Raw genomic sequence first — 25,361 nt, forward strand, 5'->3', positions numbered from 1 at the left:
GTCTCATTGGGTGAGGTCGATCTCGTAGATGGCGAGGTTCTTGCCCGAGCCGTCGTCGGCCGCGACCTGCGTGATGCCGGTCAGGCCGGCCGCCGCCGCATCGCCGAGACGGTTCGGCGCGGACGCGAACTGCACATGCGCGACCGAGCTCGCGAGCTTCGTGAAGCGCCAACTGCGCTGCGCGCCGTCGGCCGCGCGCGTGATCTTGCCGCGCTGCTTCACGAACGCGATCAGCACGTCGCGGTTCGCATCGGGCGACGCGAAGATCGTCTTGCTGCCGTCGAGGCCCGGGAAGTTGCCGCCGCCGCTCGCGCGGTAGTTGTTGGTCGCGACGATGAACTGCGCGTTCGGGTCGATCGGCGCGCCCTTGTACGTCAGGTTCCTGATCCGGCTGCCGAGCGGCTGCGTGACATCGATTTCATACGCGAGATCGGCCGACGTGAACATGTCGAAGTTGTAGCCGGGGAAGCTGCTGACGAGCGCTTGCACGGTCGCCTTGGTGGGGTCGATCCGGTTGAAGCGCTTCGCAGCCGTTTCCAGCCAGTTCTTCACGTCGGCGCCGCTCACCTTCACCGCGTACACGGTGTTCGGATACAGGTACAGGTCGGCCGCGTTGTTGATCGCGAGCGCGCCCGGCGCGACGTCGGTGTAGTCGCTGCCGCCGCCGAAGCCGCTCTTGAACGGCGCGCTGACCGACAGCACCGGCAGCGACGCGTATTGCGGCAGGTTCGCCTGCACGTAGGTCTTCACGTAGTCGGCCTGCGCCTCGTTGACGATCTGGATCGCGCCCGGGTCGCCGACATCCGCGAAGTACGAGTTCATCCGGTAGTCGGTCGAGCCGATCGGCGTCTTCACGTAGTCGATCGTCGCCTGGTGCTCGGCGGCGATCGCGGCGGATACCGACGGATCGGCCGCGACGTAGGTCTTGTCGGCGTTCTGGATCGGCCGCGCCTCGACGGTCGTCTGCGACTTGTCGACGCTCCACGCCTTGCCGTCGAACTTCAGGCCGAGCTTGATCACGCCGAGATGCTTGCCCCAGTAGTTGGCCATCACGGTCGGCACGCCGTTGACAGTGCCCTTGACCTTGTCGACGCCCGGCAGGTTGAACTGCGACACGGTGCTGTTCGCGTCCGGGAACACCTGGTGCGAGTGGCCGATCAGCATCGCGTCGATGCCGGACACGGTCGACAGCCACCAGCTGCCGTTTTCCATCGTCGGCGAATACGCGGCATTGTCGAGGCCGCCGTGCGAGATCGCGACGACGAGATCGGCGCCCTTCGCGCGCATCTCGGGAATGTACTTCTCGGCGGCTTCCTTCAGGCCGGTCGTATAGACCTTGCCGTCGAGCCAGCGCTTGTCCCAGCTCATGATCGCCGGCGGCGTGAAGCCGATGATGCCGATCTTCACGGGCGCGCTGACCGTCTTGCCGTCCGGCGTCGTCGCCGTCACCGTGCGGGTCAGGATCGTGTACGGCGTGAACAGCGGTGCGTTGGTCTTCGCGCTGATCACGTTCGCGAGTACCTGCGGGAAGTTCGGGCCCGCGCACTTCTTCTGCTGGGCCGGGGCCGGCAGGCCGTCGACCTCGAACGTGTTGCCGGTCACCTGCGACAGGTACGGCAGCCCGTAGTTGAATTCGTGGTTGCCGATCCCGCCACCGTCGAATTTCGCGGCATTCATCACCTTGTAGATTGCGAGCGTCTGGTCGCAGCCGACCGGCTTCACAAGCGCCTGGTAGTCCGACAGCGCGGTGCCCTGGATCGTGTCGCCGTTGTCGAGCAGCAGCGTGTTCGGGTACTGCGCGCGCGCTTGTGCGATCAGCGTCGACACGCGCTCGAAGCCGAGCGAATTGTCGGCGGCGAGCTTGAAATAGTCGTACGACAGCACGTTGGTGTGCAGGTCGGTCGTCTCGAGCAGCGCGAGCGTGGCCGTCGTGCCGACGGGTGCCTGGGCCGCCGGCGGCGACGCAGGCGGCGAGGTGACGTCGTCGCCGCCGCAGCCGGCGAGGGCAAAGGCGAGGCTCGCGAGCGCGGCGGCGGCCGGGACGTGGCGGCGGGAAAGCGGGGGGAAACGCATCGGTTGTCCTGTTCGGTGTTCTGTTTTGTGAAATGCGAGGTGCGCAACGAAATGGCGGCGCGGGGCGCCGACGGCCTGATGTGCGACGCGTGAGAGTATCGAAAGGAAACGTGACGGAAGAATGAAAGGTGCCGACGCCGGCAACCGGCCGCGGCATGCGGCGGCTTCCAGGCAAGCCCCGGGGCGGACCCGGGCCGGGTGCCCCAACCAGGCGTCCCGACCAGGCGTCCCGACCAGGCGCCCCACGGAAATCCTCACGTCGCGGCGCCGGGCGGTTCGCTACAATGGCCGCTGTCATCCTTTTGCAAACAACCCGCCCTTGGACTTCGAGACTCCCCCCGGCCTGTCGGTCGACGCCGGCAGCCAGGGCCAGACGGTGCGCCTGTACGGCCAGTGGACCGCGCTCGCGCTCGCGCGCAATCGCGGCGCGGTGGCGCGCCGTGTCGCGAGCATCGGATCCGGCCGCGTGAGCGAATGGGATCTGTCCGGCATCGAGCGGCTCGACCACGTCGGCGGCCAGGCGCTGTGGCGCGTGTGGGGCCGCAAGCTGCCGGCCGGCGTCGCGCTGAGCGACACGCAGCGCACGATCTTCGAGCGCATCGAAAAGCTCGACAGCGGGCGCGAGGCGCCCGAGCGCATCGTGCGGTTCGATCCCGTCACGCGGCTCGGCCAGGCGATCTTCTCGTTCGGCGAACACCTGCAGGGCGGCATCGCGATGTTCGGCCTCGTGATCCTCGATGCGCTGTCGGTGCTGCGCCGCCCGAAGACGATGCCGTGGAAGGAAACCTCGGCGAACATCTACAGCGCCGGCGCGCAGGCGCTGCCGATCACGGCGCTGGTCGCGTTCCTGATCGGCATCGTGCTCAGCTACCTGTCCGCGCAGCAGCTGCAGATGTTCGGCGCGAACCGCTACATCGTGAACATCCTCGGGCTGTCGGTGATCCGCGAGCTGGGCCCCGTGCTGTCGGCGATCCTCGTCGCGGGCCGCTCGGGCTCGGCGATCACCGCGCAGATCGGCGTGATGCGCGTGACCGAGGAGCTCGACGCGATGCGCGTGATGGGCATCCCGCACGGGCTGCGGCTGATCCTGCCGCGCGTGCTCGCGCTCGGCGTCGCGATGCCGCTGCTGGTGATGTGGACCAACATCGTCGCGCTGACGGGCGGCGCGCTCGCCGCGAAGCTCGTGCTCGGGATCGACGTCAACTATTTCGTGCGCTCGCTGCCGGGCGTCGTGCCGATCGCGAACCTGTACATCGGCGTCGGCAAGGGCGTCGTGTTCGGCATGCTGATCGCGCTGGTCGCGTGCCATTTCGGTTTCCGGATCAAGGCGAACTCGCAGAGCCTCGGCGAAGGCACGACCACGTCGGTCGTGTCGTCGATCACGGTCGTGATCCTCGCCGACGCGGTGTTCGCGATCCTGTTCCAGAACGTGGGGCTCGGATGAACGCGTCGAACGAATCGGCGGCCGATGTCGCGGCCGCGCAACCCGCGGAGGCCGGCGACCTCGTGATCGAGGTGCGCAACCTGACCAAGCGCTACGGGCGCAACATCGTTCACCAGAAGCTCGACTTCGACGTGCGGCGCGGCGAGATCGTGGCGATCGTCGGCGGCTCGGGCTCCGGCAAGACGACGCTCGTGCGGCAGATCCTCGGCCTCGAGCGGCCGACGTCGGGCACGATCAAGGTGTTCGGCGAAGACACGGCGACGATCGACGACGCGACCGCGCGGATGATGCGCACGCGCTCCGGGATGCTGTTCCAGCAAGGTGCGCTGTTCTCGTCGATGACGGTGTTCGACAACGTCGCGCAGCCGCTGCGCGAGCTCGGCCGCGTGCCGCCGGACTTGCTGCACGACATCGTGATGCTGAAGCTCGAGATGGTCGGGCTGCCGTGCAAGCACGCATCGAAGATGCCGGCCGCGCTGTCGGGCGGGATGGTGAAGCGGGTCGGCATCGCGCGCGCGATCGCGCTCGAGCCCGAGCTGCTGTTCCTCGACGAGCCGACGGCCGGCCTCGATCCGCAGGCGTCGGACGAGTTCGTCGAGCTGATCGCGACGCTGCACCGCACGCTCGGGCTGACCGTCGTGATGGTGACGCACGATCTCGACACGATGGTCGCGCTGTCGACGCGCGTCGCGGTGCTGGCCGACCGCAAGGTGCTGGTCGCCGCGCCGGTCGAGGAGGCCGCGAACGTCGACCATCCGTTCATCCACGAATACTTCCTGGGGCTGCGCGGGCGCCGCGCATTGCAGGCGCTGCCGCCCGAGCGGCGCGCGAAGCTGCCGAAGGCGGCCCTCGAACCGGCGCTGTCGAGCGTCGAGCTGTAACAGGCAAGGACAAGGAACCCCCTGATGGAAAACAAATCACATGCGTTCTGGGCCGGCCTGTTCACGATCGCGCTGACGCTCGCGATCGCGGGCACCGTGTTCTGGTTCAACGTCGACCGCACCGTGCGCGTGCCGTACGACCTGCTCGCGCGCACCAACGTGACGGGGCTGTTCCCGGACGCGGCCGTGCGCTTTCGCGGCCTCGACGTCGGCAAGGTGCAGTCGATCGGCTTCGATCGCACGCATCCGGGCCAGATCCGGATCCGGATCCTCGTCGACCACGACGCGCCGATCACGCAGTCGACCTACGGCAGCCTCGGATTCCAGGGCGTGACGGGCATCGCGTTCGTGCAGCTCGAGGATACGGGCCGCGACCTGGCGCCGCTGCCGTCGTCGTCGAAGGCGATCGCGCAGATCCCGATGCGGCCGAGCCTGTTCGACCAGATCCAGGAGCGCGGCGACGTGCTGCTGCGGCAGTTCGAACTGGCCGCGAAAAGCGCGAACGAGCTGATGTCGCCCGAGATGCGCGAGCAGTTGCGCGCGACGGCCGAAAGCCTGCAGCACGCGGCGGATGGCGCGACGACGCTGTCGAAGCAGCTCGCGCCGGCGGTTGCCGCGCTGCCGGAGACGATGCACGAGGTGAACCGCACGATGGCGTCGGCGAACACGCTGTTGCAGCCGAACGGGCCGCTCGTGTCGAACCTGAACAAGGCCGGCGCGGCCGCGGAGCAGGTCGGCGTCGCACTGAACGATCTCAACGCGCGCGTGCAGTACGACACGCTGCCGCGCTTCAATGCGCTGGCCGGCAGTGTCGGCGATGCATCGCGGCAATTGAAGGACGTGGCCGGTGAACTCGGCCGCAACCCGCGCAGTCTGTTGTTCGGGGCGCCCGGCGCTTCCCCGGGGCCCGGCGAAGCGGGCTTCGTCTGGCCGGGTGCGACGGCGGAGAAGTGACGCACCGCGCAAGCCCATCGATCGTCCGACCGGAAGCGGCCGGGCAATGACGCCCATCGAAACCGGAAACATCATGCAGGAACACGCCATGCCACGAATCCTTGACCGCGCGCTGCGTCCGGCCGCGGCCGCGCTTGCCGTGCTGACGCTCTCGCTTGCGGCCGGCTGCGCCGGCAACAGCGCGGTGCTGTCGAATGTCCGCTACGACCTGGGGCCGGCTTCGTCGGTCGTGACGGCCGGCGCGGGCCCCGCGCTGAAGGTGCTCGACGTCGCCGCGCCCGACGCGCTCGACTCGGACAAATTCTCATACCGCCTCGCGTACGCGGATGCGCAGCACGTGGCCGTCTATCGCGACAGTCGCTGGACCGCGCCGCCCGCCCAGCTGCTCACGCAGCGGCTGCGCGGCGCGCTGTCGTCGCGCGGCGCGGTGCTCGAAGGGTCCGACGGCGTGCGCGCGCCGACCCTCAAGGTCGACCTGAACGAATTCGAGCAGGTGTTCGACGGGCAGTCGCAAAGCCACGGCGCCGTCACCGCGCGCGCCACGCTGACACTCGACGGCAAGGTGCTCGGCCAGCGCACGTTTGTCGCGCGCGCGCCGTCGAGCACGCCCGACGCGGCCGGCGGCGCACGCGCACTCGCGGCGGCGAGCGACGAGCTCGTGTCGCAGATCGCCGCGTGGGTCGGCGTGCAGGCGTACGCGGGCACGCCGTGACGCGCGCCGCGCAGCCGCGATGAACGCGACCGACACGTATCGCGCATCGCCGCTCGCGCGGCAGGCCTTTGCTGCTTACGCGGCGCTCATCGTCTACGCATCGCTGTATCCGTTCAACGGCTGGGTGTCGTTCGGCATCGGGCCGTTCGACTACCTGTTCGCGCCGATGCAGCGCTACGTGACCGCATTCGACGTGGTCACGAACGTGCTCGGCTATTTGCCGTTCGGCGCGCTCGGCGTGCTCGCGCTGCACCCGCGCTGGCGCGGCGTTGCCGCGACGCTGATCGCGTGCGGGCTCGGCGTGCTGCTGTCGGGCTCGATGGAGGCGCTGCAGACCTACCTGCCGACGCGCGTCGCGTCGAATCTCGATCTCGCGGCCAACGCGCTCGGCGCGCTGCTGGGTGCGGCGCTCGCCGCGCCGGCCACCGGTGCGCTGCTCGATCGCGGCGCGCTGCGCCGGCTGCGCTTCGCGTGGTTCGAGGCCGACGGCGCGACGCCGCTGCTGCTCGCCGGGCTGTGGCCGTTCGCGATCCTGTTTCCGTCGCCGTTCCTGTTCGGCATCGGCGACTGGCCGGCCGCACTGTGGGAGCGCGCCGACGCGTCGATGCAGGACACGCTGCTCGCGTGGCTGCCGGCCGCGTGGCGCGTGAGCGAGTGGCCCGAGCGCGTCGACGGCTGGCTGTCCGACTCCGCGTGGGAGGCCGCGCTCGGCGGGCTGATGCTGTTCGCCGCACTGACGATCGCGTCGCTCGCGATGCGGCCGCGCGCACCGCGCATCCGGCTGCTGATCGCGCTCGTCGCCGCGACGCTCGTGCTGAAGGCGGCCGCGACGTTCATGCAGTCGGCCACCGGCCTCGTCGTCGTGTGGGCGACGCCCGGCGCGCGGCTCGGCATCGAGCTCGGTTTCGCGGCCGCGCTCGTCGCGCTGCGCGTGCCGGCGACGTGGCGTGTGATGCTCGCGGCGCTCGCGCTGCTGGCCGGCGTGGCGCTCGTGAACCTGCTGCCGGTCAATCCGTTCTTCGACTTCACGCTGTCGGGCTGGCGGCAGGGGCGCTACGTGCACTTCAACAGCCTCGCGCGCTGGCTCGCGTGGATCTGGCCCTACGCGGCGCTGATCTGGCTCGGCCAGCGCGTCGAGCACGCGTGGCTGCCGGCCGCGGCGCGCCGCTGACGGCGCGGCAACGCACGGCGCGGCGATCGCCGCCGCATCGCGGGCAGCGGCGCGCGCCCGTCGCTATAATCGTCCGCACTTGCCGTTGCACCGCGCAACGGTGTCCCGCCCTCTATCCGTCAGGCCTCGCCGGGCCGCTCGTCACCATCATGGATTCCTACTACCAGCACCACGTCTTCTTCTGCCTGAACCAGCGCGATCCGGGCGCCGAACGCCCGAGCTGCGCGCAATGCGACGCGCAGACCATGCAGGAGCACGCGAAAAAGCGCGTGAAGGAACTCGGCCTCGCGGGGCCCGGCAAGGTTCGCATCAACAAGGCCGGCTGCCTCGACCGCTGCGAGGAAGGGCCCGTGATGGTCGTGTATCCGGAAGGCACGTGGTACACGTACGTCGACCAGGCCGACATCGACGAGATCGTCGAATCGCATCTGCGCGACGGCAAGGTCGTCGACCGCCTGAAGATCTGAGCGGGCCGGCCGAATGAACGTTCATACGCAGAAATCGCTGATCGCGGGCCCGGTCGGGCAGATCGAAATCGCGGTCGACCTGCCCGACGCCGTGCGCGAAGGCGGCGCCGCGCCGCGCGGCATCGCGCTCGTCGCGCATCCGCATCCGCTGTTCGGCGGCACGATGGACAACAAGGTCGCGCAAACGCTGGCGCGCACACTCGTCCAGCTCGACTACGTCGTCTACCGGTCGAACTTCCGCGGCGTCGGCGCGACCGAAGGCGTGCACGACAACGGCACCGGCGAGGCCGACGACCTGCTCGCGGTGCTCGCGCACATGCGCGCGCAGCCCGCGTATGCGGACCTGCCGCTCGTGCTCGCGGGCTTCTCGTTCGGCACCTTCGTGCTGTCGCATGTCGCGAAGCGGCTGCGCGACGCGGGCGAGTCGATCGAGCGGATGGTGTTCGTCGGCACGGCCGCGAGCCGCTGGCAGGTCGCCGACGTGCCCGAGAACACGCTCGTGATCCACGGCGAAACCGACGACACGGTGCCGATCGCGTCGGTGTACGACTGGGCGCGGCCGCAGGAGCTGCCGGTCGTCGTGATCCCCGGTGCCGAGCATTTCCTGCATCGCAAGCTGCACGTGCTGAAACGCATCATCGTCGACACATGGCGCTAGCCGGCACGCGGGTGCCGGCGTAACGCCGTCGGCCCGCGCCGCCTCGCGCATCCGGCACCCGGCATCCGGCATCCGGCATCCGGCACGCGCCGGATGCGCGATCCACCCGCGCGACATCGCGCCGCAGTGCCCGGCGCAACCCGACTTGCATACCGCCTGAGTGCGCCTTTCGCGCGGCTTCGAGTCCGACGGCCCGCGGCGCGCCCGCGCGATGCTCTCGAAGCCGGTGTGCGGCCGTCCGGCACCGGGTTCGCGAAAACGCCGTTCGCGGCCACGTATAATGGCCGCATTTCGCGTCGCCCGCGGCCCGGCTGGGCCCATGCGGCGCTCGTTTCGCCGCCTGTCCGCCCGCTCGCGGCGGCCGCGAACCGAACGCGTCCGCACGAGTCCAACCGGCGCGTTTCGCGTCGCCCGACGATGTCGGGCGAGTGCCCGAAACGCCCGCCGCATTGCCGTTCAACCCTGCGCGTTTCGCACCGCACTTTCTGCCATCAGCCTGAATCGATCATGCGTCTGTCTCCCCAAGGCCTCAAGTCCCTCGCTTCCTCCATCGCCTTCGGCACCGCCGCGCGCAACGTCGCGCTCGGCGTGATGCTGCCCGTCGCGCTCGCATCGACGATCGTCGTCGCCGAGGCGAAGCCGGCCGCCAAGGCCCGGGCCGCGCATGCTGCGCCCGCCGCCGAGCAGTTCACCGGCGCACCCGCGGTCTACATGCCGGGCGCGGTGCCGCCGCCGGGCGTGAATGCGCGCTCGTGGGTGCTCGTCGACGCGACGAGCAACACGGTGCTCGCGTCGGGCAATGCGGACGAACGCGTCGAGCCCGCATCGCTGACGAAGCTGATGACGGCCTACCTCGTGTTCGAGGCGCTCGACAAGAAGAAGATCTCGATGGAGCAGATCGTCACGCCGAGCGACGCGGTGCGCCGCGTCGGTCGCGACGAGTCGCGCATGTTCATCGAGGCGAACAAGCCGGTGTCCGTGCACGACCTCGTGTACGGGATGATCATCCAGTCGGGCAACGACGCCGCGATCGCGCTGGCCGAGCTGGTTGGCGGCAGCGAAGGGCAGTTCGTCACGCTGATGAACGACGAGGCGCAGCGCCTCGGCATGAAGGGCACGCACTTCGCCGACGTGAACGGCATGCCCGACCCGAACCACTACACGACGGCCGGCGACCTCGCGAGGCTGTCCGCGCACCTGATCCGCGATTTTCCGCAGTACTACGGCATCTTCTCGGAGAAGGAATTCAAGTACAACAACATCCGCCAGGGCAACCGCAACCGTCTGCTGTGGCTCGACCCGACGGTCGACGGCCTGAAGACGGGCCATACGCAGGCGGCCGGCTACTGCCTGATCGCGTCGGCCAAGCGCGCGATTCCGGGCGTCGACGGCCAGCGCCGCCTGGTGTCGGTGATGATGGGCGAGCAGAAGGAAGGCGAGCGCACGCAGGACAGCATGAAGATGCTGAACTACGGCTACAGCGCGTTCGATTCGGTGCGCCTGTTCAAGGGCGGCCAGGCGATGTCGACGCCGCGCGTCTACAAGGGCAAGGAAAACACCGTGCAGGTCGGCGTGAAGGGCGACCAGTGGGCGACCGTGCCGCGCGGCCTCGGCGACAAGGTCAAGACGGAAGTCGACGTCAATGCGCCGTTGATCGCGCCGCTCGCGGAAGGCCAGCAGGTCGGCACCGTGAAGATCGTCGCCGACGGCAAGACGCTGTCCGAATTCCCGGTCGTCGCGCTGCAGGCCGTGCCGGAAGCGGGTATCTTCGGGCGTATCTGGGACTCGATCCTGCTGATGTTCAGCAAGAAGAAGTAAGCGCGACGGGTCTTTGTTTTCACGACTTCATCCCCATCTGTCATAGCCATGAGCCAAGCCGAATTTGAACCGATCGTCTACCTCAGCGTCTCGTCGCAGGAGGAACTGGTGCCGCTGTCGGAAGCCCGTGTCCCGGTGCTCGACCGCGGGTTCATCTTCGGCGACGGCGTGTATGAAGTCGTCCCCGTTTATGCGCACGACGGCGCGCACGTGCCGTTCCGGATCGAGCAGCATCTCGGACGGCTCGCACGCAGCCTGAAGAAGATCGGCATCGACAACCCGCACGACGCGGCCGGCTGGCGCGCGCTGATCGAGCGCGTCGTCGCGGCGAATGCCGAAGGCCTCGGCGACGGCAACGCGCTCGTCTACCTGCAGGTGACGCGCGGCGTCGCGAAACGCGGCCACGCGTTCCCGGCGAACACGGTGCCGACGGTGTTCGCGATGACGAGCCCGCTGCGCCTGCCGCCGGAAGAAGAGCGCGCAAGGGGCGTGCGCTGCGTGACGGCCGAGGATCGCCGCTGGCTGCATTGCGACATCAAGTCGATCTCGCTGCTCGGCAACGTGCTGATGGCGCAGCATGCGGCCGAACACGATGCGTTCGAGACGCTGCAGTTGCGCGACGGCTACCTGACCGAAGGCTCGTCGTCGAACGTATGGATCGTGAAGAACGGCGAGCTGCTCGCGCCGCCGCGCAGCAACAAGATCCTCGAAGGGATCCGCTATACGCTGGTCGAGCAGCTGGCCGACGAATCCGGGATCCCGTTCGTCGCGCGCGAGATCAGCGAAGTGGAGTTGCGCGCGGCCGACGAGATCATGATCACGTCCGCGACGAAGGAAATCCTGCCCGTCACGTCGCTCGACGATCTGCCAGTGCATGGCGGCAAGCCGGGCCCCGTGTTCGCGGCGTTGTACGACGCGTACCAGCGTGCGAAGGCACGCGAGTTTGAACAGTTTGACCTAACCCGGAGAAAATGATGAGCGAACCGACCAAAACCGTCGAGGTTACCGGCGCGATCGAGACCCGGAAGGAGTCGCTGCTGGAGTTCCCGTGCGATTTCCCGATCAAGATCATGGGCAAGGCCCACCCCGAGTTCAAGGACACGATCTTCAAGGTCGTCGCCGTTCACGACAACGAGATCGATGTCGAGAAGATCGAGGAGCGCGCGTCGAGCGGCGGCAATTACACGGGCCTCACGATCACCGTGCGCGCGACGAGCCAGGAACAGCTCGACAACATCTACCGCGCACTGACCGGCCATCCGATGGTCAAGGTCGTACTCTGAGCCATCTTCCTTCCTGCGCGCACTCGGCGGGGGTCTTCCCCGCCGCGCGCCGCGCGTCCAGCTCGTCGCACAGCAGCTTGTATTCGGCGACTTCCTGAAGCAGCCAGGTCCTGAACGCCTGCACGCGCGGCGTGTTCAGCAGCGGCGGCGGACACACGAAAAAATAATGCCACGGGCTTGGCCCGTCGATGTCGAACAGGCGCACGATGCGCCCGGCCAGCAGGTCGTGCACCGCGAGCGAGCGGCGCACCAGCGCGATACCCTGGCCGTCGATCGCGGCCAGCAGCAGGTTCGACGAATCCTGGTAGAGAATCCCCCGTTTCGGCTCGGTCAGCGTATCGAGCCCGGCCGCGTCGAACCACGGCCGCCACAGCTCGTCGTCCGAGCGCAGCAGCTTGTAGTGCACGAGATCGGCCGGCGTCTGCGGCAGCTTGCCGCCGTTCAGCGTCGGCGAGCACGCCGGAAAGAACACCTCCTCGAACAGCGGCTCGACATGCAGCCCCGGATAACTGCCGTGGCCGAAGCGGATCGCGAGATCGACGTCGTCGCGCGCGAAATCGGTGAGCGAATTGGTCGACTGCAGTTCGACGTCGATTTCCGGATGCCGCTCGATGAACGTGCCGATGCGCGGCGTGATGAAGCGCGCGGCGAACGACGACAGCATCGACACCACGAGCCGCCGGTCGCGGTCGCTTGCTCGCACGTCGCGCGTCGCGTCGGCGATCACCATCAGCGCGGTGCGGATCTGCTGCGCGTAGCGCATGCCGGCGTCGGTCAGGCACAGCCGCTTGCCGTTGCGCGTGAACAGCTGCACGCCGAGCTCTTCCTCGAGCGCGCGTACCTGGTGGCTGACCGCGCCGTGCGTGACGTACAGCTCATCGGCGGCGCGCGAGAAATTCTCGTGGCGGGCGGCGGCTTCGAATGCGCGAATCGCGTTCAGCGCAGGCAGCTGTCGGAGGTCCATTTGCTAATTTTCCTCACATCGACGTGAAAATTGGTCGTTTGGTCGGACGCCTTTAAGTGACTACGATTGTAGCCATCGAAGCATTTATTGGCGGAGACGATCATGCAAGAAATTTCTTCAAGCATCACGTTCGAGATCCCTGCGGGCGAAACCGTGCCGATGAGGGTGCAACGCAGCACGCGGCTGATTGTCCAGTGCGGGCCGGTCTGGGCCACGCGCAGCAACGATGTCGACGACTACTTCCTGGTCGACGGCGAGACGCTGAAGCTGCGTCGCGGCGAGCGGCTGTGGCTCAGCGCGGAAGGCCGGGAGGGTGCGTGCGTCGCGTTCTCGGTGTCGCGGCCGACCCGGGAAGTCGCGCTCGGCGGGCTGGCACGGCTGCGCGAACGCGTGAGCGAGCTGCTCCATGACGGGTGGCGCACCGTCTGACCATCATTTCGTCCGACGGATACCGGCGATCCGTCCCCCCTCCAGGGCCGGCGAGACCCATGGGTTTTCGGTAAACTACCGCCCATGTCCGTTTCGCCGGTTTCCATCGTGTCCATGCCTGTCGCCGTTTCCGCCTCGCCCGCCGAATCCCCGGTTCAGCCGGTCGTCGTGCGCTGGCGGGGTGTCGAGGGCTACGAGACAAGCTTCGACGCGATGCGCGCGTTCACCGACACGCGCACGGCCGACACCGGCGACGAGATCTGGGTGGTCGAGCATCCGCCCGTCTACACGCTCGGCCAGGCGGGCGACCCGGCCCACCTGCTGGTGGCCGACAGCGGCGTGCCGCTCGTGAAGGTCGACCGCGGCGGGCAAATCACTTACCACGGCCCCGGCCAGATCGTCGTCTACCTGCTGCTGGACCTGCGCCGGCGCAAGCTGATGGTGCGCACGCTCGTGACGAAGATCGAGGAGGCCGTGATCGAAACCCTCGCGGCGTATAATCTCGCTTCGGTCCGCAAGGCGGGCGCGCCCGGGATCTACGTGGCATCCGGCGTGCACGAAGGCGCGAAAATCGCGGCCCTCGGCCTGAAGATCCGCAACGGCTGCAGTTATCACGGGCTGAGCCTGAACGTGAAGATGGATCTGCGCCCGTTTCTTGCGATCAACCCGTGCGGCTATGCCGGACTGGAAACCGTCGACATGGCGAGCCTCGAGGTTGCCGCCGACTGGAACGACGTTGCCCACACCCTGGTGCGCCGTCTGATCGCCAACCTCGACGGCGCATCCGCGGCCGCCGACAAGCCGCAGGCACTGGAACAATCGAATGACTGACGTTACCGCTTCTCCCGCACCGACCGATTCGGCCGCGACCCCTGCCTACGATCCGACCGCCAAGCAGAAGGCGCAGGCGAAGACGGCGCGCATCCCGATCAAGGTCATTCCGATCGAGAAGCTGAAGAAGCCGGAATGGATCCGCGTGAAGGCGGCCACCGGCAGTTCGCGCTTCAACGAGATCAAGACGATCCTGCGCGAGCACAACCTGCATACGGTGTGCGAGGAAGCGAGTTGCCCGAACATCGGCGAATGCTTCGGCAAGGGCACCGCGACGTTCATGATCATGGGCGACAAGTGCACGCGTCGCTGCCCGTTCTGCGACGTCGGCCACGGCCGCCCCGATCCGCTCGATGCGGACGAGCCGAAGAATCTCGCACGCACGATCGGCGCGCTGAAGCTCAAGTACGTGGTGATCACGAGCGTCGACCGTGACGACCTGCGCGACGGCGGTGCCGCCCACTTCGTCGAGTGCATCCGCGAAGTGCGCGAGCAGTCGCCGGAAACGCGCATCGAAATCCTGACGCCGGACTTCCGCGGCCGTCTCGACCGCGCGATCTCGATCCTGAACGCCGCGCCGCCCGACGTGATGAACCACAACCTCGAAACGGTGCCGCGCCTGTACAAGGAAGCGCGCCCGGGTTCGGACTACGCGCACTCGCTGAAGCTGCTGAAGGACTTCAAGGCGCTGCATCCGGACGTCGCGACGAAGTCGGGCCTGATGGTCGGCCTCGGCGAGACGGAAGAGGAAATCCTGCAGGTGATGCGCGACCTGCGCGCGCACGACGTCGACATGCTGACGATCGGCCAGTACCTGCAGCCTTCCGAGCACCATCTGCCGGTACGCGCGTACGTGCATCCGGATACGTTCAAGATGTACGAGGAAGAGGCGTACAAGATGGGCTTCACGCACGCGGCCGTCGGCGCGATGGTGCGTTCGAGCTATCACGCCGATCTGCAGGCGCATGGGGCCGGCGTGGTCTGAGCGTCTTTTCCGCAGTCACGATGCAGCCGAAAAGCCCGCAGCGATGCGGGCTTTTTCGTTGGTGCGGCCGCCATCCGCGCCCCCGCATGGCAATCGCCGCCCGACCGGACGCGCGAGCCGGTCGAGCGTGGAAAGCAAAGCTGAAACGGCATCGATAGCTTCGCAGGATAAGTTCGCTCCCGCCGCGCGCAAAGCTCCTATAGTCGGCTCTCCCGCAGCATTGCCCGCATTCCGAAGGAGAGCCGCATGTCCCGTTTCAGCTTCATCCGCCGCGCCGTCGTCGCGCTGACCGCCCTGGCCGCGCTCGGCGCGGCGCACGCCGAATCGCGCGAAGTCGTGATCGCGTACCAGGACATGGTCGTGCCGTGGCGCTATGCGCAGGCGAGCGGTGAAGTCGAAAAGGCCACCGGCTACAAGGTCACATTCCGCAAGCTCGACAGCGGCGCTGACGTGATCCGCGCGCTCGCGTCGGGTTCCGTGCAGCTCGGCGAGGCCGGGTCGAGCCCGATCGCGGCCGGCCTGTCGCAGGGGCTCGACATCTCGCTGTTCTGGGTGCTCGACAACATCAACGACGCCGAGGCGCTCGTCGCGCGCAACGGCTCGGGCGTCACGAGCGTCGCGGCGTTGAAGGGCAAGAAGATCGGCGTGCCGTTCGTGTCGACGTCGCATTTCCATACGCTCGTCGCGTTGCAGGCCGCGGGCGTCAATCCGAACGACGTGAAGATCGTCAACCTGCGTCCGCCCGAAGTCGCGGCCGCCTGGGCGCGCGGCGACATCGACGCGACCTATATCTGGGATCCGGTGCTCGCGAAGGTCAAGCAGTCGGGCACCGTGCTGACCACGTCGGGCCAGGTTGCGAAAGAAAGCGGCAAGGCGACCTTCGACGGCTTCGTGGTGAGCCGCAAGTTCGCGCGCGCGAACCCCGAGTTCGTCACGCGCTTCGTGAAGGTGCTCGCGGCCGCCGATGCCGACTACCGCGCGCATGCGGCGGCCTGGAAGGCCGGCACGCCGCAGGTCGCGGCGGTGGCGAAGGTGTCGGGCGCGAACGTGCAGGACGTGCCGGCCAGCCTCGCGCTCTATGCATTCCCGACGCCGGCCGAGCAGGCGTCGCCGACCTGGCTCGGCGGCGGTGCGCAGTCGGGCGCCGCGAAGTCGCTCGCGGCCACGGCCACGTTCCTGAAATCGCAGGGCACGATCCAGACGGTGCTCGCCGACTACTCGGCCGGCGTCGATCCGCAGTTCGTGCAGAAGGCCGCGCGCTGAGCGCGGCGTCCATTGCGGAGCCTTCGACCATGAGCACGCTGGAAGTCCGTCAGGTATCGGTTGCCTATCCGGGCGGGCGCGGCAGGCCGACGACGCAGGCGCTCGCGCGCGTCGACCTGCGTATCGACGCCGGTGAATTCGTCGTCGCGCTCGGCGCGTCCGGGTGCGGCAAGACGACGCTGCTGAACTGCATGGCCGGCTTCGTCGCGCCGACGACCGGCGACGTGCGCGTCGACGGCGTGCCCGTCACGGGCCCCGGCGCCGATCGCGGCGTCGTGTTCCAGAAATACGCGTTGCTGCCGTGGCTCGACGTGCTCGACAACGTCGCGCTCGGGCTGCGCTTCGCGCGCGTGTCGAAGGCCGAACGCGAAGCGCGTGCGCGGGAGATGCTCGCGCTGGTCGGGCTCGACGGCCAAGCGCATGCGCGCGTGTACGAACTGTCGGGCGGGATGCAGCAGCGTGTCGGCATCGCACGTGCGCTCGCGAGCGACCCGCGCGTGCTGCTGATGGACGAACCGATGGGCGCACTCGACGCGATGACGCGCGGCACGATGCAGGCACTCGTGCTCGACGTATGGGCGCGCACCGGCAAGACGGTGTTCTTCATCACGCACGACGTCGAGGAGGCGCTGTTCCTCGCGACGCGCCTCGTCGTGATGACGCCGGGCCCCGGCCGGATCGCGGACACCTTCGAACTGCCGTTCGCGCGCCGCTACGTCGAATCGCGCGATGCGCGCGCGGTGAAGTCGTCGCCGGATTTCATCGCGTGGCGCGAGCGGCTGATCGCGTACCTGCATCGCGACGAGGCGGTCGCGGAGCCCGCGTGACGAGCGAACTCGCGCGGCACGGCGTGGCCGTCGGGCGCGGCCGGAACAATATTTTGCACAGGCAGGACAGCATGAGCACGCAGGATTCATGGGCGGCCGATCGTGCGGCCGCAGGTTTCGAGCAGGGCGATCGGACGCGGACTCGGGTGGCCGGGCGTCGTGCGCCCTCGTCGCGCCGCTACCGGTTGCCGGGGCAGGGGAAGACAGCGGCCTTGAGCGCGGCGACGGTCGCGGCGCTGGCCGTGCTGTGGTGGGTCGCCACGAACCGGCAGTGGCTGCCGCCGCTCTTCCTGCCCGCGCCGGAAGCCGTGTGGGCGGCCTTCATCGACGCATGGCACGGCCGCATCCAGGGCGGCCTGCCGCTGTCCGAGCACCTGCTGTGGAGTGCCGCGCGCGTGTTCGGCGCGTTCCTGCTCGCGACCGCGATCGGCGTGCCGGCCGGCATCCTGATGGGCGTGAGCCGTGTCGCGCGCGGCGTGCTCGATCCGCTGCTGGAGTTCTACCGGCCGCTGCCGCCGCTCGCGTACCTGCCGCTCGTCGTGATCTGGTTCGGCATCGACGAAACGGCGAAGCTCGTCGTGATCTTCCTCGCGTGCTTCGCGCCGATCGCGATGGCCGCGCGCGCCGGCGTGCGCGCGGCGACGGTCGAGCAGATCAACGCCGCGTATTCGCTCGGCGGCAGCTTCACGCAGATCGTGCGCCACGTGGTGCTGCCGGCCGCGCTGCCGGAGATTCTCACCGGGCTGCGGATCGCGATCGGCTTCGGCTGGACGACGCTCGTCGCGGCCGAGATGGTCGCCGCGACGGCCGGGCTCGGGCAGATGGTGCTCAACGCGTCGAGCTTCCTGCGCACGGACATCGTCGTGATGGGCATCCTGATCATCGGCGCGATCGCGTGGCTGTTTGATCTCGCGATGCGGTGGGTCGAGCGGCGGATCGTGCCGTGGAAGGGGCGGGGATAGCCGGGCGCGCCGCTCGGCGGTCGCGAAACGCGCGGCATCGGCCGTCATGCGAAGGGGCCGGGTTCGCGCCATGCGAATGCCGGCCCCTGCTTCGTCGCGCTGCCGTCCCGCGGGCAACGCGGTGCTCGCTTACCAGCGGAAACCGGCGCCGGCGCCGACTGCCACCGTGCCCCGGGTATTGGTCGAACCGGATGCCTTGATCACCCAGCGACCGTTGCGGGTGGCGGTCGACAAGCCGAACGCGACGGCCGATTGCCCGCTATACGTTCCGCCGGCGATGGAGACCATGCTTTCGCCCGCGAGCGAAGCCTGCGGCAGGTTCGCGATCGCGACGGCGGACGCAATGCCGCCGCTCGCATCGCGCCGGTAGTGGTCGATATCGTTGCGCACGCTGCCGATCTCGTCGTTCAACTGCTGGACGTTGACCGCGTCGGTCGGCGCGGTGCCGCGCGCGACGTTCGTGATCTGCCGCTCCTGGCCGGGCGCGCCGACGGAAACGCTGTTGTCGCGATCGGCGACGGAGTTCGCGCCGAGCGCCACCGAGTTGTTGCCGGTTGCGTTGGCGTTCGTCCCGATCGCGGTGCTGTTGTTGCCGGACGCGCTCGAATCCTGGCCGAGCGCCATCGCGTTTGAACCCGTCGCGCCGGAACCGTCGCCGAGCTGCGCGAAGTTGTTGCCGTGGTCGCCGGGCGGGTTGGTGCTGGGGCCGTTGCGCTCGAGGTTCGACATGCGATTGTCGAGCGATTCGAACCGGCTCTGGAATTGCTGCTGCATCGAAAAGAGCTGCCCGCCGTTGACGGCCTGCATGCCGCCCGCCGCGATCGCGCCCGCCGCGACATTGTCGAGCAGCGTGCCGCCGACACCGCCGAGCGTCGCGCGGCCGAGCGTCAGATCGTCATAGACGATTGCGCCGAGCGCTTTCCCGGACGGGTCGATGAGGCCGGCAGCCTTGAGCTGCGCCACCGTCACCGCATCGGTGTCGCCGACGCCGTTCGACAGGCCGCTCAGCACGCGCGCGCCGTCCGTGCCCGCCATGTTCACCGAGGTGCCGCCCTTGTCCGCGCCGACCGTGATCGCGAGGCTCGCCGGATCCTGACGCACGAGGCCGGTCGAGCCGTTGTTGATGCGTGTGCCGAGATCGTCGACGTCGCCACGGATCGATTTGACGTCGCCTTCGACCGTCGTGACGCGGCCGTCGAGCGACGTGATCGTCGTGCTGTTGGTGTTGACCCGATCGTCGAGGTTCGTCAACGCGCTGCCGACGTTGCCGAACGACTGACCGCCGATCTTGTAGCTCGGGCCGCGGATGGAGCCGTCCGCATTGACGGCGGCGTCGCCGCCAAGCGCGTCGACGACCGGCTTGAGCTGCGACAGGTTGGTCGCGTCGGTATCCTTCGTGCCGGCGCGGAGATTGACGAGCTGGCGCTCGTTGCCTTCCTTGCCGATCGAAACGGTCTTCGCGCGATCCGCGACGCTGCCTTGACCCAGCGCCACCGCGTCGTGGGCGGTGACCTTCGTGTCCGCGCCAAGCGCGACGGAACGGTTCCCGTTGACGCTCGACGATACGCCGAATGCGCTCGAACGGTCGCCGTGAACGCTGGCGGTTTCACCGATCGCGACGGTGGCCTGGCCGTTGGCACTGGCGTTCGCGCCGATCGCGATGGCCGAGTAATCGCCGCCGGATTCGCCGTTCGCGTGCGCACCCGGCCCGATGGCAATCGAGCCGGCGCCCGTGGCGGACGGCGAACCGCCGGTTCCGCTGTTGACGACGAGATTGTCCAGGACCAGATCGGCGGCATGGCCGTAGGCTGGCGCGAGCATGGCGATCGCGATTGCGAGTTTCGTGAGGCTGGCGGCGTGCGCACGTGCGCTTGGTCGAATCGGGATTGCTGCCGAAGGAGGCGGGAGGGTAGTCGTCATTTGAATCGCAGTCCTTATTACCTTGTTTCGTTTATGACATGACGGCGCGGTCGGTATCGACGCGCGCGAGGTTTCGCCGCAACGGGCGGGGGCGACATGCGGGTGTCTGCGCGCGACGTAGCCGGGCCGGGATGGCGCGACCGGCATGGCGCGACGCAAGCGGCCGACTATACCGATCGACGAATCGAGCGTCGATCAGACGTATTCGAAATCTGGGTGTTGTCGCATAGGACGCGACTGGGTTCGCGGGAACGATGCCGCAGATGTGCGGGAGGAGGGGAGACCGGTGCGTTGCGCAACGGAAGCGGCGCGCGGGCGCGCGCGGTGGGAAAGTGGGCCCGCGACGCGCGCCCTTCAGGCAGAGCGGAGCGGGCGGCGAGAGGGTTTCGTACGGGTATTCGGGGGCGCGTGCCGTGCGTCACTCCCCCATCACGATCCCCTCGCGCCGCGGATCCGCGCCGCCGAACCACACCGTCTGCCCCTGCACGTTCAGCCGCTGGATCCCCTGCAGCCCCGAGTTCATCTCGACGACCTGCACGTCGTGCCCGCGGCCCTTCAGCCCGTCGGCAAGCGCGTCCGACACGCGGCCGCGCTCGAGCTGGGTCGGCCCGTTCATCGACCCGAAGTTCGGCAGCGCGATCGCCTGCTGCATCGTCATGCCCCAGTCGAGCACGCCGACCAGCGTCTTCGCGACGTGGTTGATGATCGCGGGGCCGCCGGCCGAGCCGACGATCATCGTCACCTGCTTCGTCTTCTTGTCGAACACGAGTTCCGGCGACATCGCGGAGCGCGGCCGCTTGCCGGGCTGCACGCGGTTCGCGACCGGCCGGCCGCTGTCGTTCGACACGAACGAGAAATCGGTGAGCTGGTTGTTCAGCATGAAGCCGCGCACCATCAGCCGCGAGCCGAACGCATCCTCGATGCTCGTCGTCATCGACAGCGCCTGCCCGTAGCGGTCGACGATCGCGATGTCGGACGTCGACGGCAATTCGGGGCTGCGGTCGTCGGCCATCGCGAGCATCGCGCCCTGCGGCGCGCCGGCCTGCGCGACGCCCATGCTGCTGTCGCCGATCAGGTGCGCGCGCTGCGCGAGATAGGTCTTGTCGGTGAGGCTCGCCCAGTTGCCGCCCGGCAGCGGCACGAAATCGGGATCGGCGACATAGCGCGCGCGGTCCGCATACGCGAGGCGCCCGGCTTCGCTGAACAGGTGCGCGGCAAACGGCGTCGGCTCGTAGCCGACGTCGTTGCGCACCGGCTTCTGCGCGCCGATCTGCTGCCAGTCGGGCATCGCTTCGAGGATGCCGAGCATCTGCGCGATCGCGAGGCCGCCCGACGACGGCGGCGGCATCCCGCACACGACCGAGCGCCGGTAGTCGGCGCACAGCGGCGTGCGCACCTTCGCCTTGTAGCGCGCGAGATCCTGGAGCGACAGCAGGCCCGGGTTGGTCGGGTGCTTGCGCACCTTCGTGACGATGTCGCGCGCGATCGCGCCGCTGTAGAACGCGTTCGCGCCGCGATCCGCGACCTGGCGCAGCACGGTCGCGAGCGCGGGATTCTTCAGCACCGTGCCGGCTGCCTTCGGCGAGCCGTCCGGGTTGTAGAAGTACGCGCGCGCGGCCGGGTCGTTCTTCAGGTACTTGTCGTTCGCGATCAGCGACGCGAGCCGCGGGCTGATCGTGAAGCCGTGCTCGGCGAGCCGGATCGTCGGCTGGAACAGCCGGCGCCACGGCAGCTTGCCGTGCGCGCGGTGCGCGGCGTCGAGCATGCGCAGCACGCCCGGCGTGCCGACCGAGCGCCCGCCGACGACGCCTTCGTAGAAGCCCATCGGCTGGCCGGTCGGCCCGTAGAACAGGCGGTCGGTCGCGGCGGCCGGTGCGGTTTCGCGGCCGTCGTACGCCTGCGTCGCCTGGCCGTCGAAGTACAGCATGAACGCGCCGCCGCCGATTCCCGACGATTGCGGCTCGACGAGCGCGAGCACCATCTGCGTCGCGATCGCCGCGTCGATCGCGGTGCCGCCTGCCTTCAGCATGTCGTAGCCGGCCTGCGTCGCGAGCGGGTTCGCGGCCGCGATCATGAAGTGCTGCGAGGTCCAGCCCGGCTTGTCGACCCAGCCGGACGACAGTTCGGGCGCGTGCATGCCGGGCAGCGGCACGGCCGTGCCCGATGCGGCTGCAACAGGGACGACGGCGCCCGACGGCGTGGACGGGGACGTGCAGCCGGCGTTGAACGCGACGAGCGCGACGGCGGCGAGCAGCGTCCAGGAACGCGAATGCGGACGAATCCGATCGAACATTGAACCCTCGGCAGCAGTGAATTCGAAGGAGGCGGCGGCGTTGCCGCTGGCGCAACGCGGCTGCCCGCCCCGGCGCGCTATTGTCGCCGCGCGGCCGGCGGATTGTCATCCGACAGGAAACCCTGACGCATCCCGCCGGGCCCGCCCCGGCCGGTCTTTCCGGCCTGTTCGAGGATGAACTCTATGAACGTCGACGTCGCGCGCGTGTGGTGCCGGTTCGGCATGTAGAGCATGTACATGTGCGTGCCGAAGATGCTGAGCCGGTACGCGTCGAGCGACGTGACGACCGTGCCGCGCCGGATGTCGTCCTGCACCACGTAGTCGGGCACGATGCCGACGCCGGTCCCGCCGAGGATCGCCTGCCGCAGGAACAGGAAGTTCTCCGAAATCAGCGTGGGCTCGAGCAGCACCTCGTGGCGCTCGTCGCCGAGATACGCGGCGATCCTGAGCTGCCGGCCCATCACCGTCGCGGTGACGACCGGCGCGGCGGCCAGCGCGCCGAGGCTCGCCGGCATCCCGTGCGCGGCCGCGAACGCGGCCGATGCGCACGCGACGTAGCGCACCGCGCCCATGTCGCGCGCGACGAGGTTCTGCGGCGGCTCCGGCATCACGCGCACCGCGATGTCGATCTCGTCGCGCATCAGGTCTTCCACGCGGTTCTCGAACACGACGTCGAGCACGATGCCCGGATGCAGCCGCTTGAACGCGAGCAGCCAGTCGGACATCACCATCTGCCCGTAGCCGCTCGGCACCGACAGCCGCACGCGGCCCTGCAGGTCCTGGCCGAGCGTCGTCACCGATTCCTGCGCGGCGAGCAGTTCGTTGCGGATGCGCCGGCCGTGCTCGTACAGCTTCAGCCCGATCTCGGTCGGCTCGATGCGCCGCGTCGTGCGCCGCACGAGCTGCTGGCCGATCGAGCGCTCGAGCTGGTTGAGCCGGTAGCTGACGTTCGCGCGGCTCATCTTGAGCCGCCGCGCGGCCTTGCTGAGATTGCCGGCATCGAGGATCTCGACGAGCAGCGTCAGCGCGTTCAGGTCCATCCCGGTCTCTCCTGATCCGTCCCGTTTAACGGTCGGCAAACATTCAGTGTCAAGTCAGACTTGACAGCTTGTAAAGGCGTGCGGGAATTGTCAATGAATCTCGATCAATCGAGAATCGGGTCATGCCCGGCGAGCAGCCGGATCTTGTCCCGCTTCGTGCGGGACCGGGGCGGATGCCCCGGCGCCGCACGCGTTGCCGCGAGGCACGAACCGGCGCCGGCGTGCCCGCCGCCGCGTCAAGGAGACACGATGAACTCACCCGCTTCCCCCGCCACCCCGGCCGGCACGGTCACGCGCGAACGGCGCGACAAGGTGCTCGTCGTCACGATCGATCACCCGCCCGTCAACGCGCTGTCCGCCGACGTGCGGCGCGGCCTCGCCGACGCGCTCGACGCCGCGCAGGCCGACGACGCGATCCGCGCGGTGCTGATCGTCGGCGCCGGCCGCAACTTCATCGCGGGCGCCGACATCCGCGAATTCGGCAAGCCGCCCGTCCCGCCGTCGCTGCCCGACGTGTGCGAGCGGATCGAATCGGGCGCGAAGCCGGTCGTGGTCGCGCTGCATGGCGCGACGCTCGGCGGCGGCCTCGAAGTCGCGCTGGCCGCGCATTACCGGCTCGCGGTGCCCGGCGCGAAGCTCGGGCTGCCGGAAGTCACGCTCGGCCTGCTGCCCGGCGCGGGCGGCACGCAGCGTGCGCCGCGCCTGATCGGCGCGAAGGCCGCGCTCGACCTGATGCTGACGGGCCGCCACGCGAGCGCCGACGAAGCGCTCGCGCTGGGCCTCGTCGACCGCGTCGCGCACAGCGACGACACGCTCGCCGAAGGCCTCGCGTACGCGCAGGAACTGGTATCGCTCGGCGCGCCCGTGCGCCGCACGCGCGACGCGCAGGGGCTCGCCGATCGCGCGTCCGCGCAGGCCGCGATCGACGCGGCGCGCGTGGAGCTGCCGAAGAAGTCGCGCGGGCTGTTCTCGCCGGCGAAGATCGTCGACGCGGTCGAGGCCGCGCTCACGCAGTCGTTCGACGCGGGAATGAAGTTCGAGCGCAGCCTGTTCCTGCAATGCATCGACAGCCCGCAGCGCGCGGGCCTCGTGCATGCGTTCTTCGCGGAGCGCGAAGCGGCGAAGGCGCCCGAGGCGCGGCGCGCGAGCGCGCGGCCGGTCGAGCGGATCGGCGTGGTCGGCGGCGGCACGATGGGCGCGGGCATCGCGGTCGCGGCGCTCGATGCCGGGCTGCCGGTGACGATGATCGAACGCGACGAAGCGTCGCTCGCGCGCGGCCGCGCGCACGTCGAGAAGGTGTACGACGGCCTCGTCGCGAAAGGGCGGATGACGCCGGCCGCGCACTCGGCGCGGCTCGCGCGTTTCAAGGGCAGCACGTCGTACGACGCGCTCGCGCAGGCCGACGTCGTGATCGAGGCCGTGTTCGAGGACATGGCGGTGAAGAAGGCCGTGTTCGCCGAGCTCGCGCGCGTCTGCAAGCCGGGCGCGGTGCTCGCGACCAACACGTCGTATCTCGATATCGACGAACTGGCCGCGAGCATCGACCGGCCGGCCGACGTGATCGGCCTGCATTTCTTCTCGCCGGCCAATGTGATGAAGCTGCTCGAGATCGTCGTGCCGGCGCGCGTGAGCGCGGACGTCGTCGCGACCGCGTTCGCGCTCGCAAAGCAGCTGAAGAAGACGCCGGTGCGCGCCGGCGTGTGCGACGGCTTCATCGGCAACCGGATCCTGGCGGTCTACCGCACGGCGGCGGACACCCTGATGGAGGACGGCGCGTCGCCGTACCAGATCGATCGCGCGGTGCGCGAATTCGGCTTCCCGATGGGGCCGTTCCAGGTCGTCGACCTCGCGGGCGGCGACATCGGCTGGGCGACCCGCAAGCGCCGCGCGGCGACGCGCGACCCGCGCGCGCGCTACGTGGAGATTTCCGACCGGCTGTGCGAGCGCGGCTGGTTCGGGCAGAAGACGTCGCGCGGCTACTACCTGTATCCGGACGGCGCGCGCGTCGGCACGCCGGACCCGGAAGTCGATGCGATCGTCGCGGCGGAACGCGCGAAGAAGGGCGTCACGCCGCGCACGTTCACCGACGACGAGATCCTGCGCCGCTACCTCGCCGCGATGATCAACGAAGGCGCGAACGTCGTGCACGAGAAAATCGCGCTGCGCCCGCTCGATGTCGACGCGGTGTTCCTGTACGGCTACGGCTTCCCGCGCTATCGCGGCGGCCCGATGCACTACGCGGACACGGTCGGCCTCGCGAACGTGCTCGCCGATATCCGAGCGTTCGCGAAGGAGGATCCGCTGTTCTGGAAACCTTCGCCGCTGCTCGTCGAACTCGTCGCGCGGGGCGCGGATTTCGCGAGCCTGAACCGCATCGACTGAACCG

The 25,361-nt window shown here is 68.9% G+C and carries 22 protein-coding genes; 17 read left to right on the forward strand and 5 right to left on the reverse strand.

Annotated features, from left to right (window positions below; all coding sequences use genetic code 11):
• Window positions 1–3 precede the first annotated feature (3 nt).
• The gene (locus BFF94_RS22840; protein ID WP_128846228.1) at window positions 4–2,073 is read right to left on the reverse strand and encodes a bifunctional 2',3'-cyclic-nucleotide 2'-phosphodiesterase/3'-nucleotidase; all 2,070 of its coding nucleotides are present in this window, start codon (window positions 2,071–2,073) and stop codon (window positions 4–6) included.
• Window positions 2,074–2,392: 319 nt separating this feature from the next.
• On the opposite strand from BFF94_RS22840, the gene BFF94_RS22845 reads away from it, so the two are divergent.
• The 10 genes from BFF94_RS22845 to BFF94_RS22890 all read left to right on the forward strand — a co-directional run bounded on the left by BFF94_RS22845 (window position 2,393) and on the right by BFF94_RS22890 (window position 11,461).
• Window positions 2,393–3,517 carry an MlaE family ABC transporter permease gene (locus tag BFF94_RS22845; RefSeq protein WP_128846225.1) on the forward strand — a complete coding sequence of 375 codons (1,125 nt, stop codon included), beginning with the start codon at window positions 2,393–2,395 and terminating at the stop codon, window positions 3,515–3,517.
• On the forward strand, window positions 3,514–4,398 hold the full coding sequence (locus BFF94_RS22850; RefSeq protein ID WP_128846222.1) for an ABC transporter ATP-binding protein: 885 nt from the start codon (window positions 3,514–3,516) through the stop codon (window positions 4,396–4,398). Before BFF94_RS22845 ends, BFF94_RS22850 begins: the two co-directional genes overlap by 4 nt.
• A 24-nt stretch (window positions 4,399–4,422) precedes the next feature.
• Entirely contained in the window at window positions 4,423–5,352 is a 930-nt protein-coding gene (locus BFF94_RS22855; RefSeq protein WP_128846219.1) for an MlaD family protein, read from the forward strand.
• A 73-nt stretch (window positions 5,353–5,425) separates the two neighbouring features.
• Window positions 5,426–6,064 (forward strand): ABC-type transport auxiliary lipoprotein family protein, encoded by a 639-nt coding sequence (locus BFF94_RS22860; RefSeq protein ID WP_443627110.1) that lies wholly within the window; start codon window positions 5,426–5,428, stop codon window positions 6,062–6,064.
• A 19-nt stretch (window positions 6,065–6,083) separates the two neighbouring features.
• Window positions 6,084–7,235 (forward strand): VanZ family protein, encoded by a 1,152-nt coding sequence (locus BFF94_RS22865; protein WP_219139881.1) that lies wholly within the window; start codon window positions 6,084–6,086, stop codon window positions 7,233–7,235.
• 149 nt (window positions 7,236–7,384) lie between these two features.
• A complete protein-coding gene (locus tag BFF94_RS22870; protein WP_128842194.1) occupies window positions 7,385–7,702 on the forward strand; it encodes a (2Fe-2S) ferredoxin domain-containing protein in 318 nt (105 codons plus the stop codon).
• Window positions 7,703–7,715: 13 nt separating this feature from the next.
• Complete coding sequence (locus BFF94_RS22875) at window positions 7,716–8,360, forward strand: alpha/beta hydrolase (protein ID WP_128842193.1); 645 nt, start codon at window positions 7,716–7,718, stop codon at window positions 8,358–8,360.
• 507 nt (window positions 8,361–8,867) lie between these two features.
• Window positions 8,868–10,178 (forward strand): D-alanyl-D-alanine carboxypeptidase family protein, encoded by a 1,311-nt coding sequence (locus BFF94_RS22880; protein ID WP_128842192.1) that lies wholly within the window; start codon window positions 8,868–8,870, stop codon window positions 10,176–10,178.
• A 48-nt stretch (window positions 10,179–10,226) separates the two neighbouring features.
• Window positions 10,227–11,153 carry a D-amino acid aminotransferase gene (locus BFF94_RS22885; protein ID WP_128842191.1) on the forward strand — a complete coding sequence of 309 codons (927 nt, stop codon included), beginning with the start codon at window positions 10,227–10,229 and terminating at the stop codon, window positions 11,151–11,153.
• Complete coding sequence (locus BFF94_RS22890) at window positions 11,153–11,461, forward strand: HP0495 family protein (protein WP_011546305.1); 309 nt, start codon at window positions 11,153–11,155, stop codon at window positions 11,459–11,461. The genes BFF94_RS22885 and BFF94_RS22890 overlap by 1 nt, the downstream gene beginning before the upstream one ends.
• Here the strand turns inward: BFF94_RS22890 and BFF94_RS22895 are convergent.
• Entirely contained in the window at window positions 11,445–12,425 is a 981-nt protein-coding gene (locus tag BFF94_RS22895; RefSeq protein ID WP_128842190.1) for a transcriptional regulator GcvA, read from the reverse strand. The genes BFF94_RS22890 and BFF94_RS22895 overlap by 17 nt on opposite strands.
• 102 nt (window positions 12,426–12,527) lie before the next feature.
• On the opposite strand from BFF94_RS22895, the gene BFF94_RS22900 reads away from it, so the two are divergent.
• The 6 genes from BFF94_RS22900 (at window position 12,528) to BFF94_RS22925 (ending at window position 17,722) form a co-directional block, all read left to right on the forward strand.
• On the forward strand, window positions 12,528–12,854 hold the full coding sequence (locus tag BFF94_RS22900) for a DUF2917 domain-containing protein (RefSeq protein WP_128842189.1): 327 nt from the start codon (window positions 12,528–12,530) through the stop codon (window positions 12,852–12,854).
• An 84-nt stretch (window positions 12,855–12,938) separates the two neighbouring features.
• Window positions 12,939–13,685, forward strand: coding sequence for a lipoyl(octanoyl) transferase LipB (gene lipB, locus BFF94_RS22905; protein ID WP_128842188.1), 747 nt, complete (start codon window positions 12,939–12,941; stop codon window positions 13,683–13,685).
• Window positions 13,678–14,670 carry a lipoyl synthase gene (gene lipA, locus BFF94_RS22910; RefSeq protein WP_128842187.1) on the forward strand — a complete coding sequence of 331 codons (993 nt, stop codon included), beginning with the start codon at window positions 13,678–13,680 and terminating at the stop codon, window positions 14,668–14,670. Before lipB ends, lipA begins: the two co-directional genes overlap by 8 nt.
• Before the next feature lie 246 nt (window positions 14,671–14,916).
• Entirely contained in the window at window positions 14,917–15,933 is a 1,017-nt protein-coding gene (tauA, locus tag BFF94_RS22915; RefSeq protein ID WP_219139882.1) for a taurine ABC transporter substrate-binding protein, read from the forward strand.
• Window positions 15,934–15,962: 29 nt separating this feature from the next.
• Complete coding sequence (locus tag BFF94_RS22920) at window positions 15,963–16,760, forward strand: taurine ABC transporter ATP-binding protein (RefSeq protein ID WP_128842186.1); 798 nt, start codon at window positions 15,963–15,965, stop codon at window positions 16,758–16,760.
• 71 nt (window positions 16,761–16,831) lie between these two features.
• Window positions 16,832–17,722, forward strand: a complete 891-nt coding sequence (locus BFF94_RS22925; RefSeq protein WP_246637391.1) for an ABC transporter permease subunit — start codon at window positions 16,832–16,834, stop codon at window positions 17,720–17,722.
• Between the two features lie 129 nt (window positions 17,723–17,851).
• Here BFF94_RS22925 and BFF94_RS22930 read toward each other — a convergent pair whose 3' ends face one another.
• The 3 genes from BFF94_RS22930 to BFF94_RS22940 all read right to left on the reverse strand — a co-directional run bounded on the left by BFF94_RS22930 (window position 17,852) and on the right by BFF94_RS22940 (window position 22,975).
• Window positions 17,852–19,642 carry a YadA family autotransporter adhesin gene (locus BFF94_RS22930; RefSeq protein WP_128842195.1) on the reverse strand — a complete coding sequence of 597 codons (1,791 nt, stop codon included), beginning with the start codon at window positions 19,640–19,642 and terminating at the stop codon, window positions 17,852–17,854.
• A 418-nt stretch (window positions 19,643–20,060) separates the two neighbouring features.
• A complete protein-coding gene (gene ggt, locus BFF94_RS22935; protein ID WP_128842184.1) occupies window positions 20,061–21,935 on the reverse strand; it encodes a gamma-glutamyltransferase in 1,875 nt (624 codons plus the stop codon).
• Between the two features lie 77 nt (window positions 21,936–22,012).
• Complete coding sequence (locus tag BFF94_RS22940) at window positions 22,013–22,975, reverse strand: LysR family transcriptional regulator (protein WP_219139883.1); 963 nt, start codon at window positions 22,973–22,975, stop codon at window positions 22,013–22,015.
• A 249-nt stretch (window positions 22,976–23,224) separates the two neighbouring features.
• Between BFF94_RS22940 and BFF94_RS22945 the strand changes: the two genes are divergently transcribed.
• Window positions 23,225–25,357 carry a 3-hydroxyacyl-CoA dehydrogenase NAD-binding domain-containing protein gene (locus BFF94_RS22945; RefSeq protein WP_219139884.1) on the forward strand — a complete coding sequence of 711 codons (2,133 nt, stop codon included), beginning with the start codon at window positions 23,225–23,227 and terminating at the stop codon, window positions 25,355–25,357.
• Window positions 25,358–25,361: the final 4 nt, after the last annotated feature.

Origin of the sequence: Burkholderia catarinensis, from assembly GCF_001883705.2 — a bacterium.
In the GTDB taxonomy this organism is placed as follows: Bacteria; Pseudomonadota; Gammaproteobacteria; order Burkholderiales; family Burkholderiaceae; genus Burkholderia; species Burkholderia catarinensis.

Bases quoted from the DNA above. Each gene is read 5' to 3' on its own strand.
- BFF94_RS22840 (WP_128846228.1), bottom strand. From the start codon at position 2,073: ATGCGTTTCCCCCCGCTTTCCCGCCGCCACGTCCCGGCCGCCGCCGCG.
- BFF94_RS22930 (WP_128842195.1), bottom strand. From the start codon at position 19,642: ATGACGACTACCCTCCCGCCTCCTTCGGCAGCAATCCCGATTCGACCA.
- BFF94_RS22855 (WP_128846219.1), top strand. From the start codon at position 4,423: ATGGAAAACAAATCACATGCGTTCTGGGCCGGCCTGTTCACGATCGCG.
- BFF94_RS22940 (WP_219139883.1), bottom strand. From the start codon at position 22,975: ATGGACCTGAACGCGCTGACGCTGCTCGTCGAGATCCTCGATGCCGGC.
- BFF94_RS22945 (WP_219139884.1), top strand. From the start codon at position 23,225: ATGAACTCACCCGCTTCCCCCGCCACCCCGGCCGGCACGGTCACGCGC.
- BFF94_RS22900 (WP_128842189.1), top strand. From the start codon at position 12,528: ATGCAAGAAATTTCTTCAAGCATCACGTTCGAGATCCCTGCGGGCGAA.
- lipA (WP_128842187.1), top strand. From the start codon at position 13,678: ATGACTGACGTTACCGCTTCTCCCGCACCGACCGATTCGGCCGCGACC.
- lipB (WP_128842188.1), top strand. From the start codon at position 12,939: ATGTCCGTTTCGCCGGTTTCCATCGTGTCCATGCCTGTCGCCGTTTCC.
- BFF94_RS22875 (WP_128842193.1), top strand. From the start codon at position 7,716: ATGAACGTTCATACGCAGAAATCGCTGATCGCGGGCCCGGTCGGGCAG.
- ggt (WP_128842184.1), bottom strand. From the start codon at position 21,935: ATGTTCGATCGGATTCGTCCGCATTCGCGTTCCTGGACGCTGCTCGCC.
- BFF94_RS22920 (WP_128842186.1), top strand. From the start codon at position 15,963: ATGAGCACGCTGGAAGTCCGTCAGGTATCGGTTGCCTATCCGGGCGGG.
- BFF94_RS22870 (WP_128842194.1), top strand. From the start codon at position 7,385: ATGGATTCCTACTACCAGCACCACGTCTTCTTCTGCCTGAACCAGCGC.
- tauA (WP_219139882.1), top strand. From the start codon at position 14,917: ATGTCCCGTTTCAGCTTCATCCGCCGCGCCGTCGTCGCGCTGACCGCC.
- BFF94_RS22890 (WP_011546305.1), top strand. From the start codon at position 11,153: ATGAGCGAACCGACCAAAACCGTCGAGGTTACCGGCGCGATCGAGACC.
- BFF94_RS22880 (WP_128842192.1), top strand. From the start codon at position 8,868: ATGCGTCTGTCTCCCCAAGGCCTCAAGTCCCTCGCTTCCTCCATCGCC.
- BFF94_RS22885 (WP_128842191.1), top strand. From the start codon at position 10,227: ATGAGCCAAGCCGAATTTGAACCGATCGTCTACCTCAGCGTCTCGTCG.
- BFF94_RS22895 (WP_128842190.1), bottom strand. From the start codon at position 12,425: ATGGACCTCCGACAGCTGCCTGCGCTGAACGCGATTCGCGCATTCGAA.
- BFF94_RS22925 (WP_246637391.1), top strand. From the start codon at position 16,832: ATGAGCACGCAGGATTCATGGGCGGCCGATCGTGCGGCCGCAGGTTTC.
- BFF94_RS22850 (WP_128846222.1), top strand. From the start codon at position 3,514: ATGAACGCGTCGAACGAATCGGCGGCCGATGTCGCGGCCGCGCAACCC.
- BFF94_RS22865 (WP_219139881.1), top strand. From the start codon at position 6,084: ATGAACGCGACCGACACGTATCGCGCATCGCCGCTCGCGCGGCAGGCC.
- BFF94_RS22860 (WP_443627110.1), top strand. From the start codon at position 5,426: ATGCAGGAACACGCCATGCCACGAATCCTTGACCGCGCGCTGCGTCCG.